This is a genomic window from Streptomyces sp. SDT5-1 (assembly GCF_052245995.1).
GTDB lineage: Bacteria > Actinomycetota > Actinomycetes > Streptomycetales > Streptomycetaceae > Streptomyces.
Map to the genome: position 1 here is coordinate 161,883 of NZ_CM125963.1, position 14,183 is coordinate 176,065.

Genomic DNA, 14,183 nt, shown 5'->3' on the forward strand with positions numbered 1-14,183 from the left:
CCGTGGGCGCCGTCATTCGTCCTGGGCCGACGCCAGCGACGCCACGTCCAGGACGCCCTCCAACTCCGCGAGCACGCCGACGAGTTCCGGCACGTCGGCGGCGCCCTCGATCTCCATGCGGACGGCCATCGTGGCGCTGCGGCCCCGCCCTGCGTCCCAGTCGGTGCTGTCGTTGCGGAGTTCGACGACGCGGAATCCGCGGCTCGTGCACTCCTCCAGAACGCGGGTGAGCACGCTGGAGCCGACCCGGTAGGAGAGGTGCAGGCCCGTGCGACGCCCGGTCGCCAGCGCCGGCACCCGGCGGGTCAGCCACGGGTAGCCGCGCACGACCAGGAAGTGGCAGGCGGTCGCGGCGAGCGCGAGCAGCGGCAGTCCGCCGCCGCACGCCATCCCGATGGCGCAGGTCAGCCAGACGGTCGCCGCGGTGGTCAGTCCGCGCACCGCGTCCCGGCGTACGAAGATCAGGCCGCCGCCGATGAAGCCGATGCCGGAGACGATCTGGGCGGCGACGCGCGAGGGGTCGAGGCCCACGCCGTCCATGCCGAGCACGGAGTTGAAGCCGTGCTGCGACACCTCCATGAACAGCGCGCTGCCCACGCCGACGAGGGTGTGCGTGCGCAGCCCGGCGCTCTTCTGCTGCACGGCGCGCTCGGCGCCGATCAGCGTGGAGAGCACCAGCGCGAGGCCCAACTCGGCCAGCTGTCTGGGGCCTTGTCCGGCGGCCGGGTCGAACAGGGAGTACGCGAGCGGGGCCGACAACGGCGGGCCCTCCTCTCCATCCGGTGGATCTTCCCGAGGGTAGCCCCGCGTCGTCGCCGCCGGATTGTCAGACCCATGCGCAAGAGTGGACCCATGAACGGGACCAGGAATCACGGACAGCTGACGATGAACCCCGAGTTGGCGGCGGCGCAGGCCTGTCTGCGCCTGATGCACACGGCGCGCGCCGCCCTCTCCTCCTCCGAGCCGCCTGCCACGGCCGCGGTGCTCACGGTGCCGATCGCCGAGGCGGACGAGGCGCTGCGCAGGGCGGGTCTCGCGGGAAACGAGGGGTGGTTGCTCGAGCGGATCTACGGCCTGGGGAAGGAGGCCGATTCGCCCTGACCCCGGCCGTCCGGCGCGCGGACGGCGGCGCACCGGTGCCGATCCCCCGGCCCCTGCGAGACTGCCGTCATGGACCACCGCCGAACCGACGCGTACCTGCACCGCATCGGCGCCGCACGCCCCGCGGCGCCGACCTCCGACGCGCTGCGCGCCCTGCACCTGGCGCATCTGCGCGCCGTGCCGTTCGAGAACCTGTCGGTGCACCTGGGCGAGGAGATCGTCCTCGATCCGGACGCGCTGGTGGCGAAGCTGGTCGACCGCGGCCGCGGCGGCTTCTGCTACGAGCTCAACGGCGCGTTCGGCGCGCTGCTCGACGCCCTCGGCTTCGAGGTGACACCGCTCCAGGCGCGGGTCCCGGGCGGCGACGGGCGGCTCGGCATCCCGTACGACCACATGGCGCTGCGGGTCCGCACCGCGGACGGGGCGACGTGGCTCGCGGACGTCGGCTTCGGCACGCACACGCACTACCCGCTGGCGTACGAGGAGCGGGGCGAGCAGCGGGACCCGGACGGCGTGTTCCGCATCGAGGACGGCGCGGCGGGCACGGTGGACGGGGCGGCCGACACCGACTTCCTCGTGCTGCGGGACGGCGATCCGCAGTACCTGCTCGAACAACGCCCGCGCGCGCTGCGGGACTTCGAGGCGGGCGCCTGGTACCACCGCACCTCCCCCGCGTCCCACTTCACCCGGTCCCTGGTCTGTTCGCGGCTCACGGAGGACGGCCGGATCACCCTCAGCGGTCATACGCTCACCACGACCGTCGGCGGGCGCCGCACGCGCACCGAGCTGCCCACCGATGCCGCCGTGCTCGAGGTCTACGACCAGCACTTCGGCATCGTCCTCGATCGGCTGCCGCCGGAGCCGAATCCCGCCGAGGTCTGACGCCCGGCACCGACCGCTGGTTATGCTCGGCCGAAGCGTTCAGCGAAACGCTCAAACGAACAGCGGAACCAGCGGTTACGAGGGGGCCATCAGCATGCGCGAACCGGTCGATCTCAGGCGGCAGCGGATCCTCGCCGCCGTGCAGGCGCGCGGCGCGACGCGGGTCAGTGATCTCGCCGACGAGCTCGCGGTGTCGGTGGTGACGCTCCGCCGCGACGTGGAGGAGCTGGCACGCGCGGGCAAGCTGCGCCGCGGCCACGGGGTCGCCCGCCCCATCCTGCCGGAGCAGGACGAGGGCGGGGACCATGCGCGGCAGGGCGGGCGGACGCCGGCGGCGGGCGCCGATGCCGCCGATCCGGCGGCGGACGGCGGGCCCGTGGCGGTCGTCGTGCCCGAGCGGCACGCGTATCTGTACGAGATGCTGCACGGCGCCCGCACCGCGTTCGAGGAGGCCGGGGTGCGGATCGCCCTGCACATCGCGCCGGCCGCGCCCGGCGCCGAACAGCCGCTGGTGGAAAGGGCGCTGGCGGACGGCGCGCGCGGTCTCCTGGTCGCCCCGCGCTGGCGCAGCCTCACCACCGAGGAGGCCGACTACACCTGGCTCGCGCGCGTGGACGTGCCGACCGTCGTCATGGAGCGCAGGCCGCGCCGGGGCAGCGCGCTGCACGCCGTGGACACCGTGTGCACCGACCACTGGTACGGCGTGCACCTCGCGGTCGAGCACCTCACGGACCTCGGCCACCGCCGCATCGTGCTCGCGGCGCGCGACGACAGCCCGACGGCGCGCGCGGTGCGGGCCGCGTTCGCCGAGATCGCCGCCGAGCATCCGCTGGTCGACAAGTGGGCGGTCGCCCTCAGCTCCCCCTCCGCGGTTCCCGAGCCGGAGCGGGAGCACGAGGAGAAGCCGCTCGAACTGCCGTCCCTGATGGCCGAGCTGGGGGCCACGGGCGCCCTGCTGCACGGCGACGTCGATGCCCTGATGCTGGTCCAGTCGTTGCGCGACGCGGGCATGCGGGTCCCGGAGGACTGCTCCGCCATCGCGTACGACGACGTGGTCGCCGGGCTCGGCAGCACGCCGCTGACCGCCGTGTCGCCGCCGAAGGCGGAGGTGGGCCGGGCGGCGGCCGAGCTGCTGCTGCACCGTCTCGGGCGGCGCGCGGCGGGCGGCGCGGTCGGGCCCGCCCAGCGGGTGGAGCTGCTTCCGACGCTCAAGGTGCGCGGTTCGACCCGCTCCGCGCCGGTCCGCGATCCGCACCCCTCAACCCCCGCCGCGCAGTGAGCGTTTGACCGTTTCGTTTTCTTCTGATCGATCTATTGACCGCCTCCCGTGAAGCGATCAGTATTCCCGTGACTCGAACACGCAGGAGCCGCGGGAGGCGCCCATGCCTGGTCGACAAAGCCGTCGATCGGTGCTCGCCGCGATCACTGCGCTGCCCCTGACAGGAGCCCTGGGCGCCTGCAGCGGGACGGGCAGCGCATCGTCGGCCAACACCAGCACCAGCAGAAAAGGCAAGACCACCATCACGTTCTGGTCCGCACTGCGCGGCAGCCAGGAGGTGGTGGACGAGTTCAACAAGACGCACGACCACATCCAGGTGGACTTCGAGCAGGTCCCGTCCGGCACCCAGGGCGGCTACCTCAAGCTCAGCAACGCGGCCCGCGCGGGCAACGCCCCCGACGTCGCGACGATCGAGTACCCGCAGCTGCCGGGTTTCGCGATCGACGGCGTCACGCGCGACATCACGTCGCTCATGAGTGACGACCTGCGGCGCAAGCTGCTGCCGCAGGCGCTCGACCAGACGACGTTCGAGAAGCACACGCACAGCGTGCCGCTCGACATCGAGCCGATGGTCATGCACTACCGCAAGGACCTCTTCGACAAGTACGGCTTCGACGTCCCCACCACCTGGGACGAGTTCGCCGACCTGGCCCGCAAGGTGCGGCGCACGGGCGGCGGCCGCAGGCTGACGCTGTTCCCCACCGACGGCATGACGCAGTTCGCCGCGTGGTCCTGCCAGGCCGGCGCCCAGTGGTTCGACACCTCGCACGGCGCGTGGAACGTGTCGATGGCCGACGCCCCGACCCGCAAGGTCGCCGCGTACTGGCAGCGCCTCATCGACGAGGACCTCGTCTACACCAACGCCTCCAGCGCCCGCATCGCCGACGCCCAGATCGGCAACGGCCTGGTGCTCACCCGGCTGAGCGGCGCGTGGGACGCGGGGGCCCAGATGAACGCGCGCCCCGAACAGAAGAACCTATGGCGCATCGCCCCGCTCCCCCAGTGGACGCCGGACCGGCCCTCGCTCGGCACCCACGGCGGCTCCACGTTCGCCGTCACCAAGAACAGCTCGAAACCCGAGGCCGCGATGGAGTTCATCGAGTGGCAGGTGTCGCACCCCGACGCCCTCAAGGCCCGGCTGTCCAGCGGCGCGAGCAGCCAGTACCCGGCGGCGACCGGCCTTGTGTCCGTGGGCGGCGCCGCGTTCAACCGCGCGTACTACGGCGGCCAGGACATCTACCGGCTCTTCGAGGACGAGGCCCACAAGATCGGGCCGTGGACGTGGGGGCCGCGGATGACCGCGACCGGCTACGTCATGCAGGACGCGTTCGCCCGCGCCGGTGCCGGGTCCGGCACCGTCCTGTCCGCCGTGCGCGCCGCGCAGGACGGCACCATGCCCGACCTGAAGGCGCTCGGCCTCAAGACCACCCAGCGCTCGACATGACCGCCCGCACCCCGAAAGGCAGGTGACCCATGACCGCGACAGCCCACGCCCCCACGGCTCCGTCCGCCCCGCAGGAGGCGGGCGACGGGGCCACGTTCAAGGCGCAGCGGGCGGCCAAGCGCCGCCGCGGCGGTGCGGCCGGCGTCCTCATGACGCCGTTCTTCGTCCTGCTCACGCTGGTCTTCCTCATCCCGGTGGCCACCGCGGTGTGGCTGAGCTTCTTCAGCGACGACCAGCCGGGCCTCGGCTTCGGCCCCGAGCGCAGCGTCTTCGTGGGCCTGCGCTCGTACGCCGCCGTCCTCACCGACCCGACGTTCCTGTCCGGGCTCGGCACGGTCGCGCTGTACTGCGTGATCTACATCCCGCTGATGGTGATCGGCTCGCTGGCGCTCGCGCTGCTGCTGGACTCCGGTGTCGTACGGCTGCGGTCCTGGGCCCAGTTGGGCCTGTTCCTGCCGCACGCGGTGCCGGGCATCATCGCCGCCCTGATCTGGCTGTACCTCTACACGCCCGGCATCAGCCCGGTCGTCGAGGCGTTCGCGAAGGCGGACATCCAGGTCGACTTCCTCGGCCTGCACACGACGCTGCCGTCGATCGTGAACATCGCCCTGTGGTCGAACCTCGGCTACAACATGGTGATCTTCTACGCGGCGCTCCAGGCGGTCCCCCGCGAGGTCCTGGAGGCGTCCGTCGTGGACGGCGCGGGCCCCGTGCGCACCGCGCTCCAGGTGAAGACGCCGCTGGTGCGCTCCTCGGTCGTGATGGTCGCGATGTTCACGCTGATCTGGGCGCTCCAGCTGTTCACCGAGCCGATGCTGCTGCACCAGTCGTCGCAGATGGTGGACACCCGGTTCTCGCCGAGCATGTACATCTACGACGCCGCGTTCTCGCGCAACAACTACTCGCTGGCCGCCGCCGCGTCCGTGATCCTCCTGATCATCACCATCGCCGTCTCCTACGGGGTCACCCGCTGGACCAATCGCGTCAACGCGGCCGAGGAGGACGCCCGATGAGCGCCACCGACTCCACCCTCCTTCGCCCCCGCACGCTGGGGCGCGCGACGGTCAACGTCGTCGTCGCGGTCTCCGTCCTCTACACACTGCTGCCCGTCCTGTGGCTGGTGCTCGCGTCGGCGAAGTCCCGCGACGCCCTGTTCAGCAGCAGCATCCTGTCGCTCAGCGACTTCTCCTTCGTGCAGAACCTCAAGGACCTGTTCGCGATGGACGGCGGCCTGTACGCGCGCTGGTACGGCAACAGCCTGCTGTACGCGGTCCTGGGCGCGGCGCTCGGCGCCCTGATCAGCGTCGCCTGCGGGTACGCCTTCGACAAGTACCACTTCCGGCACAAGGAGAAGCTGTTCGGCCTGGTGCTGGCTGCGGTGATGGTGCCGCAGACGGTCCTCGCGCTTCCGCTGTACCTGATCGCTTCGGCAACCGGTGTCGTGAACACGTTCTGGTCGGTGTTCGTCCCGGTCCTGTTCAACCCGTTCGGCGTCTACCTGGGCCGCATCTTCGCGCAGGGCTATGTGCCGAACGAGGTGCTGGAGGCGGCCCGCGTGGACGGCGCCGGCGAGTTGGCGACGTACTTCAAGGTCGCCCTGCGGATGCTGGGCCCCGGCCTGGTCACGGTCTTCCTCTTCCAGCTCACCACGATCTGGAACAACTTCTTCCTGCCGATGGTCATGCTGTCGAATCAGGATCTGTACCCGGTCAGTCTGGGTCTGTTCCAGTGGAACAGTCAGGCGACCGTCTCTCCCGAGTACTACCCGGTGGTGATCATGGGTTCGCTTCTCGCGGTCCTCCCCCTCATTCTCGCGTTCGTCTTCCTCCAGCGCTTCTGGCGCTCCGGCCTCACGGCGGGGGCGGTCAAGTGAGCAAGCCCCGCGTGGCGTTGGCCATGTCCCCCCAGGCCGCGGCGGCCGTCTTCACGCCGCGGTCCATGGCCGCGCTCACGGAGGTCTGCGACCTCGCGCCCCTGCCCGTGCTCGACGACCTCACGACGCCGCGGGCGAAGGAGCTGCTCGCCGACGTCGAGGTGCTGGTCACCGGCTGGGGCTGTCCACCGCTCGACGAGGCCGTGCTGGCGGCGGCGCCCGCACTCAAGGCCGTCGTGCACTCGGCGGGTTCGGTGCGCGGACACGTCACCGAGGCCTGCTGGGAGCGGGGCATCGCGGTGTCGTCGGCGGCCGCGGCCAACGCGCTGCCGGTCGCCGAGTACACCCTCGCGATGATCCTGCTGCACGGAAAGCACGTCCTGGAGCGCGCCCGCGACTTCCGGAGCACCCGGGAGCGCGGCGACTGGCTGCTCACCTCGCACGAGGTGGGCAACTACCGCCGCACCGTGGGCCTCCTGTCCGCCTCGCTGATCGGCCGACGGGTGGTGGAACTCCTTCGGCCCTTCGACTTCGAGGTCCTGCTGCACGATCCGTACGTCTCGGACGCGGACATGGCGGAGCTCGGCGTGGAGCGGGTGTCGCTGCCCGAGCTGTTCACGCGCAGCGATCTGCTCAGTGTCCACACGCCGCTGCTGCCCGCCACGGTCGGCCTGGTCAGCCGGGAGCTGCTCAGCTCGATGCGGCCGGGCGCCACGCTGATCAACACCGCGCGGGGCGCCGTCGTCGACCAGGACGCCCTGACCGACGTGGTCTGCGCGGGCCGGATCCGCGCGGTGCTCGACGTGACGGACCCGGAGGTGCTGCCCGCCGACCACCCGCTGTGGGACTGCCCGCACGCGCTGATCACGCCGCACCTCGCCGGGTCCCAGGGCAGCGAGTGGCAGCGCCTCGCCGACACCGCCGTCGGCGAAGTGGCGCGCTGGGCCGCGGGCGACGGCTTCGCCCATCCCGTACGACCCGAAAGGCTGGCGTTCCTCGCATGACCACGATGCCGTTCGATCTCCCCGACGACGACCGGGAGTTGAGCCCGTACACCGGTTTCACGCGTGCGCACTGGGAGGCCGTCGCCGACGGGCTGCTCGGGGCGGCCTGGCGGTGGGCGACGCCCGAGGGCGCGCTGCTCGACCTGCCGGGCAGGCCCTCCGGGTCCGGCGTCCGCTCCGACGGCCTCGAGGGCTACGCCCGTACGTTCCTCGCGGCCGGCTTCCGGATCGCGGGCGCCCAGGGCAAGGACCCGCACGGCTGGCTCGACCGGTACGCGGGCGGTCTCGCGGCCGGCACCAGGACGCCGGGCCGTGACGACGCCGAGTCCTGGCCGCTGATCCTCGACCACCACGTGCAGGGCCAGCCGATGGTGGAGTCCGCGTCGGTGGCGCTCGGCCTGTCGCTGACCCGGCCGTGGCTGTGGGACCGGCTCGACGGCGATGTGCAGGACCGGGCCGAGAAATGGCTGCGCGGCGCGATCACGCACACCCCGGCGCCGAACAACTGGTACCTGTTCCCGTTCATGGTGGCGTCGTTCCTGGAGTCGGTCGGCCGGGCCGACGCGGCGACGGGCCGGGCGATGCAGCGGGCGCTCGACCTGTTGGAGGGATGGTACGAGGGCGACGGCTGGTACCGGGACGGCGACGGCCGGGCGTTCGACCACTACAACGGGTGGGCGCTGCACCTGTATCCGCTGCTGCACGCGCATCTGGCGGGCGACCGGGCGCTGTCCGCGCGGGTCGGGCCGCGGCTGCGCGAGCATCTGGAGGGGTTCTCGCTGCTGTTCGGCGGGGACGGGGCGCCGATCCACTTCGGGCGCTCGCTCACGTACCGGTTCGCGGCGTCGGCGGCGGTCGGCATCGGCGCGGTCACCGGTCACACGCCGCTGTCCCCCGGCGTCTCGCGCCGGCTCATCAGCGGGAACCTGCGGCACTTCCTGGACCGGGGCGGCGTCACGGACGAGGGTCTGCTCAGCCTCGGCTGGCACGGACCGCACGACGCGACGTTGCAGCACTACTCGGGTCCGGCGTCGCCGTACTGGGCGTCGAAGGGGTTCGTGGCGCTGCTCGCGGGCGAGGACGACCCGCTGTGGACGGCGACCGAGGAGGCGGCTCCGGTGGAGGGCCCCGACCGGGTGCTCGCGCTGCCCGCGCCGGGGCTGCTGGTGCAGTCGACGCGGGCGGACGGCATCGTGCGGCTGCACAACCACGGCAGCGACCACGTGCGGCCGTTCGAGGGCGAGCAGGCCGACCAGGTCGACCCGCACTACGCGCGGCAGGCCTACTCCACGCACACCGGTCCCACGTCGCGGGCCAACGCGGCGGACAACCATCTGTCGGTCGAGTGCGCGGGCGTCGGCAGCGTGCGGCGCCGCATCCACCCGCTGGGCGCGGGGCACGGCGACGGCTGGGGCTGGGCCGCGTCCTGGCACCGCCCGGTGTTCACGTCGGGCCCGCCGATGGTGCCGGGCCTGCGCGTGGAGAGCGTCACCGTGGCGCGGGGCGCGTACGAGCTGCGGGTCCACCGGGTGGTCGGTGCCCCGCACGGGGCGCGCGTGACGCTCACCGGCTGGGCGACGGACGCGCTGCGTTCGGAGCTGGTGGGCCTGCGCGGCTGGGAGGAGCGCGACGCGGTGCGGGCGCCGCAGGGCACGGCGTACGAGCCGTGGGTGCGGGTGCCGCGGCTCTCGGCGGGCGTCGAGGGGACGGCGGTGTTCGCGGCGCTCGCCTCGCTGGGTACGGATGAGGGCGGGGGCGGCGTCGACGGCGCGGTGTCCGACGTGGCGTTCGCGCACGACGAGCTGACGGTCTCCTGGGCCGACGGGGCACGCACGGTCGTCTCCTTCGAGCCGGTCGACGTGCGGCACGGCTGAGGGGCTCAGGGCGGCGTCAGCTGGGCCTGCACCGCGGGTCCGCAGCGCTCGACGACCGCCTCGATGTCCGCGGCCCGTACGTGCGGGCCGCGGGCGATGCCGTACATCACACCGAGGCCGAGGAGGTGGGCCACGGCGAGTTCGGCGCGCAGGCCGGCGTCGGCGCCCGGCAGCCGTTCGGCGAGGCGGGCGCAGACCTGCGTACGGAAGTTGGTGCGCAGGATGTCGCCCTGTGCGCCGTGCAGCGGGGCGAAGACGATGCGCAGGATCGGGTCGGCGCCCCGCTCGGCCTGGCCGGTCAGGACGTGGCGCACCATGTGGCGGCCGAGGTCCGCGAGGGGCGCGTCGAGGATCGCGTCGACGTCGTCCTCGAAGTCCATGACGCGGGAGAACAGGGCGTCTTTACTGCCGAAGTACTTGAGGACGAGCGGCGGGCTGACGCCCGCCCGGTCGGCGACGGCCTTCAGGGTGATGTCGCCGTGCGCGTGCCGGGCGAGCAGATGCCGGGCCACCCTGATGATGGCGCCCTTGGTCTCCTCGGCGTCGCGGCGTCCCGTGCCGGGCGTCGCGGCCATCGCCTCAGGCTCCTTTCGGCATCGCCGTGCGGGCGGGTGCGCCGGTCACGGACCGTCCTCCCGAGCCGTCGGACGGGACGGCCAGGGCGACCGCCGCGGCGACCAGGGCGACGGTGCCCGCCATGGCGAAGGCCAGCTGGTAGCCGTGCAGGGTCGGCACTTCGGCGCCGCCGACCCATGTGGAGTGGTGGACGAGCACGGCGGCGACGGCGGCGCTGGAGACGGCCTGCCCGATGGTGCGCATCAGGACGTTGACGCCGTTCGCGGAGGCCGTCGCGTCGGCGGGGACGGCGCGCAGGATCAGGGTGGGCAGCGCCGAGTAGGCGAGGGTGGTGCCGGTGGAGACCACGGCGGCGCCGACGAGGATCACCCACAGATCGGTGCTGTCGGCGATGCGGACCGCGTAGCCGAGGGCGAGGACGACGCCGCCGATGGCGAGGGTGACGCGGGGGCCGCGCGCGGTGGAGATGCGGGCCGACACCGGTGAGAAGAGCAGCATGATGAGGCCGCTGGGCAGCATGCACAGGCCGGTGGCGACGATGGACAGGCCGAGTCCGTAGCCGGTGGCGGCGGGCGCCTGCACGAGTTGCGCCGTCACGAGGGAGTTGGCGTAGAACGCGAAGCCGGTGAGCAGGGCCGCGACGTGCGGCAGTCCGACCCGGCGGCCGACGGCGAGCCGCAGGTCCACCAGGGGCCTTTCGGTGCGCAGTTGCTGCCACGCCCACAGGCAGAGGATGACGACGGCGCCCGCGAACAGGCCGACGACGGCGGGGCTCGACCAGCCCCACTGGCCGCCCTGCGAGACGCCGAGCAGCAGGCAGACGAGCCCGGAGGCCAGCCCCAGGGTGCCGAGCGCGTCGAAGCGTCCCGGGGAGCGGAGCGGCGATTCGCGCACCGCCCACCAGGCGAGGCCGAGCCCGAGGGCGCCGAGGGCACTGGTGGCCCAGAACATGACGTGCCAGTCTGCGTACTGGACGATGAGCGCGGCGAGCGGCAGGCCGAGCCCGGCGCCTACGCCGACCGTTGAGCTCATCAGGGCGACGGCGGATCCGGTGCGGTGCGGCGGGAGTTCGTCGCGCAGGATGCTGATGGACAGCGGGACGACGGCGGCAGCGGCGCCCTGGAGCGCGCGGGCGGCGATGAGGACGCGGATGTCCGAGGTGACCGCGCACAGCACCGAGCCGACGGTCATCAGGGCGAGCGCGATGAGCAGCACGCGCCGCTTGCCGTACATGTCGCCGGCCCGGCCGAGGACCGGAGTGAGGACGGCGCCGGCGAGCAGGGTCGCGGTGACCATCCAGGAGACGGCGGCGGGCGAGGCGCCGGTCAGACGCGGCAGGTCGGGAAGGAGGGGGACGACGACGGTCTGCATGACCGCCATGAGGATGCCGCCGAAGGCGAGCACGGGCACGGCGAGCCGCTCGCGCGGGCGCGCCGCCGGTATCGGGGCGGGGTTCATCGGTCTCCGGTCGCAGGGTCGGGCGGGGCCGTTCCGTGGCGTGCGGGTCGGGGTGAATGCGTGTTCACCCCGTTCGGTGAATCAGTATTCACCGAACCGCGCGCCCTGTCTGCACCCCCTGGCCCCGTCCTCTGTGCAGGGGCCATCCACAGGGCCGATACTGCCGCCCATGACCTCCTCCACCGCGTCCTCCGCAGACTCGACCGTCCCCGTGCGCTTCGGGCTCGTCGGCACGGGCCCCTGGGCCCATCGCACATACGCGCCCACGCTGGCGGACCACAAGGCCGTCGACCTCGTCGGCGTCTGGGGGCGCCGCCTGGACGCCGCGGCCGAACTCGCGCGGGCGCACGGCACGTCGGCGTACGACGACGTGGACGCGCTGTTCGCGGCGTGCGACGCCGTGGCGTTCGCGGTGCCGCCGGACGTGCAGGCGCCGCTCGCCGCGCGGGCCGCGGCGGCGGGCTGCCATCTGCTCCTCGACAAGCCGCTGGCCACCCGGCCCGACGAGGCGCGCGCGGTCGTCGACGCTGCGGAGGCCGCGGGCGTCGCGTCGACCGTGTTCTGCACGCTGCGGCACGCCCCGCTCACCGCGCCGTGGATCGCCGAACAGGCCGCCGCCGACGGCTGGTTCACGGCCCGCGCCGACTGGTTCGGCGCGCTGTACACGCCCGGCGACGACGCGCACGTGCGGGCCACGACGCCGTGGCGGGCCGAGCGCGGCGCCCTGTGGGACGTGGGCCCGCACGCCCTGTCGGTGCTCCTGCCGATCCTCGGCGACGTGACATCCGTGGCGGCGCACGCGGGGCCCGGCGACACGGTCCATCTCGTGCTGCGGCACACCGGCGGCGCTTCCAGCACGGCGACGCTGAGCCTGACCACTCCCCCGGCGGCGGGCGGCACCGTCGTCGAACTCCGCGGCACACACGGCGTGTCGACGATGCCGGCGGGCCGCGGCACCGCGCCGGAGGCGCTCGCGTCGGCCGTCGACTCGCTCCTGGAGGCGGCGCGCGGCGGCACACCGCACCCGTGCGACGCCCGGTTCGGCCTGCGGCTCACGGCGATCCTCACAGCGGCGGAGCGCTCGCTCGCATCGGGACGCCCGGAACCGGGACCCGCCCAGTAGGCCCCGTTTACGCTGGTGGCCATGCCGCTCGAGATCAGCGCCACCAACCCCGAGCACCCGGTGCTCCTGCTCGCCCTGCCCTGGCACATCCCGCTGGAGGAGTGGCCGGAGGAGTACCTGGTGCCGCTGCCGCGCGGCATCTCGCGGCACGTGGTGCGCTACGCGCGGGCCGGGGACGAGGTCGTCGCCGTCAAGGAGCTGGCGGAGCGTCCGGCGCTGCGCGAGTACGAACTGCTGCGCACGCTCGACCGGTTGGGCATCCCCGCGGTGGACCCGCTCGCCGTCGTCACGGGCCGCGAGGACGCCGCGGGCCATCCGCTCGAACCGGTGCTGATCACGCGGCACCTGGGCGGTTCGCAGCCGTACCGCTCGATGTTCGAGACGACGCTGCGGCCGAAGACGGTGCACCGCCTGATGGACGCCCTCGCGGTGCTCCTCGTCCGGCTGCACCTCGCCGGGTTCGCCTGGGGCGACTGCTCGCTGTCGAACACCCTGTTCCGCCGGGACGCGGGCGCGTACGCCGCCTATCTGGTGGACGCGGAGACGGGCGAGCTGCACCCCCAACTGAGCGACGGGCAGCGGGAGTACGACATCGATCTGGCGCGCGTGAACATCGCGGGCGAGATGCTCGACCTGGAGGCGTCCGGCGCGCTGCACCCGTCGATCGACCCGATCGAGTTCGGCACGGAGATCGTCCAGCGGTACACCGACCTGTGGTCCGAGCTGACGCGCACGTCGGTGTATCCGGCGGGCAAGCACCACTACATGGAGCGCCGCATCCGCCGCCTGAACGATCTGGGCTTCGACGTGGCCGAGATGCAGATCTCCCGCTCCCCGCACGGTGACACCGTCACGTTCGTGCCGAAGGTCGTCGACGCGGGGCACCACCAGCGCCAGTTGCTCCGGCTGACCGGAATGGACGCCGAGGAGAACCAGGCGCGGCGGTTGCTGAACGATCTGGAGGCGTGGATGGCGACGCAGGAGGACGCGGCCGACGCGCGCCCCGAGGTGCTCGCCCACCGCTGGGTCCGCGACGTGTTCCGGCCCACCGTGCGGGCCGTGCGCGACCGGGTGCCGTCCCCGATGGACCCGGCGGAGCTGTACCACCAACTCCTGGAGCACCGCTGGTACTTGTCGGAGCGGGCCCAGCACGACATCGGGCTCGACGCGGCGGCCGACGACTACGTGCGGAACGTGCACAAGAACGGTGGCTGACCCGCGCCCGGTACCGGGCGCGGTCGGTGCCGTGGCCGCTACGTGATGGCGAGTGACGGCACCGACCGCAGCCAGTGACCTCCACCGGCCGCCCGGACGAGTGTGGGCGTTTGCGTCTCACAACGCATTTTCCGGCCACATCGAACTCAATTGGTGGCCCGGCCCCACTCGCACCTGCTGAACGGCTGCAGAGGCTTCCGGGTTACCCGCAGCGGGAAATTTCGGCCATTTTCGAGTGGCCCGGCACATGTGCCGCTGCGCCGTGCCGTCGTGCGCACGGACGAGGAAACCCGCAGGTGGGCAACCCAGCTTCGTCCATCATGACGCACCGTCTGATCGTTTTCTTCGGGCAAT

13 protein-coding genes are annotated in these 14,183 nt (G+C 72.8%); 10 read left to right on the forward strand and 3 right to left on the reverse strand.

The annotated features are described in order from the left end of the window. Positions 1-12: 12 nt before the first annotated feature. On the reverse strand, positions 13-759 hold the full coding sequence (locus ACTWJ8_RS00820; RefSeq protein ID WP_443262369.1) for an MgtC/SapB family protein: 747 nt from the start codon (positions 757-759) through the stop codon (positions 13-15). A 93-nt stretch (positions 760-852) separates the two neighbouring features. Here ACTWJ8_RS00820 and ACTWJ8_RS00825 point away from each other — a divergent pair, with 93 nt between their 5' ends. The 8 genes from ACTWJ8_RS00825 (at position 853) to ACTWJ8_RS00860 (ending at position 9,457) form a co-directional block, all read left to right on the forward strand. Then, entirely contained in the window at positions 853-1,101 is a 249-nt protein-coding gene (locus tag ACTWJ8_RS00825; RefSeq protein WP_443262370.1) for a hypothetical protein, read from the forward strand. Positions 1,102-1,170: 69 nt separating this feature from the next. Further along, a complete protein-coding gene (locus ACTWJ8_RS00830; RefSeq protein WP_443262371.1) occupies positions 1,171-1,983 on the forward strand; it encodes an arylamine N-acetyltransferase family protein in 813 nt (270 codons plus the stop codon). Positions 1,984-2,077: 94 nt separating this feature from the next. Further along, on the forward strand, positions 2,078-3,262 hold the full coding sequence (locus ACTWJ8_RS00835; RefSeq protein WP_443262373.1) for a substrate-binding domain-containing protein: 1,185 nt from the start codon (positions 2,078-2,080) through the stop codon (positions 3,260-3,262). Positions 3,263-3,365: 103 nt separating this feature from the next. Further along, positions 3,366-4,706 carry an ABC transporter substrate-binding protein gene (locus ACTWJ8_RS00840; protein WP_356382278.1) on the forward strand — a complete coding sequence of 447 codons (1,341 nt, stop codon included), beginning with the start codon at positions 3,366-3,368 and terminating at the stop codon, positions 4,704-4,706. Between the two features lie 29 nt (positions 4,707-4,735). Next, positions 4,736-5,719: a carbohydrate ABC transporter permease gene (locus ACTWJ8_RS00845; RefSeq protein ID WP_443262374.1), complete on the forward strand. Its 984-nt coding sequence runs from the start codon at positions 4,736-4,738 to the stop codon at positions 5,717-5,719. Next, positions 5,716-6,579, forward strand: a complete 864-nt coding sequence (locus ACTWJ8_RS00850; protein ID WP_356382272.1) for a carbohydrate ABC transporter permease — start codon at positions 5,716-5,718, stop codon at positions 6,577-6,579. Before ACTWJ8_RS00845 ends, ACTWJ8_RS00850 begins: the two co-directional genes overlap by 4 nt. Before the next feature lie 23 nt (positions 6,580-6,602). Beyond that, entirely contained in the window at positions 6,603-7,583 is a 981-nt protein-coding gene (locus ACTWJ8_RS00855) for a hydroxyacid dehydrogenase (RefSeq protein WP_443265148.1), read from the forward strand. Beyond that, positions 7,580-9,457, forward strand: a complete 1,878-nt coding sequence (locus tag ACTWJ8_RS00860) for a DUF2264 domain-containing protein (protein WP_443262375.1) — start codon at positions 7,580-7,582, stop codon at positions 9,455-9,457. Before ACTWJ8_RS00855 ends, ACTWJ8_RS00860 begins: the two co-directional genes overlap by 4 nt. Positions 9,458-9,462: 5 nt before the next feature. On the opposite strand, the gene ACTWJ8_RS00865 is transcribed toward ACTWJ8_RS00860, so the two are convergent. Together ACTWJ8_RS00865 and ACTWJ8_RS00870 are read right to left on the reverse strand one after the other, a co-directional pair. Beyond that, a complete protein-coding gene (locus ACTWJ8_RS00865) occupies positions 9,463-10,032 on the reverse strand; it encodes a TetR/AcrR family transcriptional regulator (protein WP_443262376.1) in 570 nt (189 codons plus the stop codon). 4 nt (positions 10,033-10,036) lie between these two features. Next, positions 10,037-11,491 (reverse strand): MFS transporter, encoded by a 1,455-nt coding sequence (locus ACTWJ8_RS00870; protein WP_443262377.1) that lies wholly within the window; start codon positions 11,489-11,491, stop codon positions 10,037-10,039. Between the two features lie 169 nt (positions 11,492-11,660). On the opposite strand from ACTWJ8_RS00870, the gene ACTWJ8_RS00875 reads away from it, so the two are divergent. Together ACTWJ8_RS00875 and ACTWJ8_RS00880 are read left to right on the forward strand one after the other, a co-directional pair. After that, positions 11,661-12,614, forward strand: a complete 954-nt coding sequence (locus ACTWJ8_RS00875) for a Gfo/Idh/MocA family protein (protein WP_443262379.1) — start codon at positions 11,661-11,663, stop codon at positions 12,612-12,614. Positions 12,615-12,635: 21 nt separating this feature from the next. Further along, a complete protein-coding gene (locus ACTWJ8_RS00880) occupies positions 12,636-13,829 on the forward strand; it encodes a DUF4032 domain-containing protein (RefSeq protein ID WP_356382258.1) in 1,194 nt (397 codons plus the stop codon). The last annotated feature ends 354 nt before the right edge of the window (positions 13,830-14,183 follow it).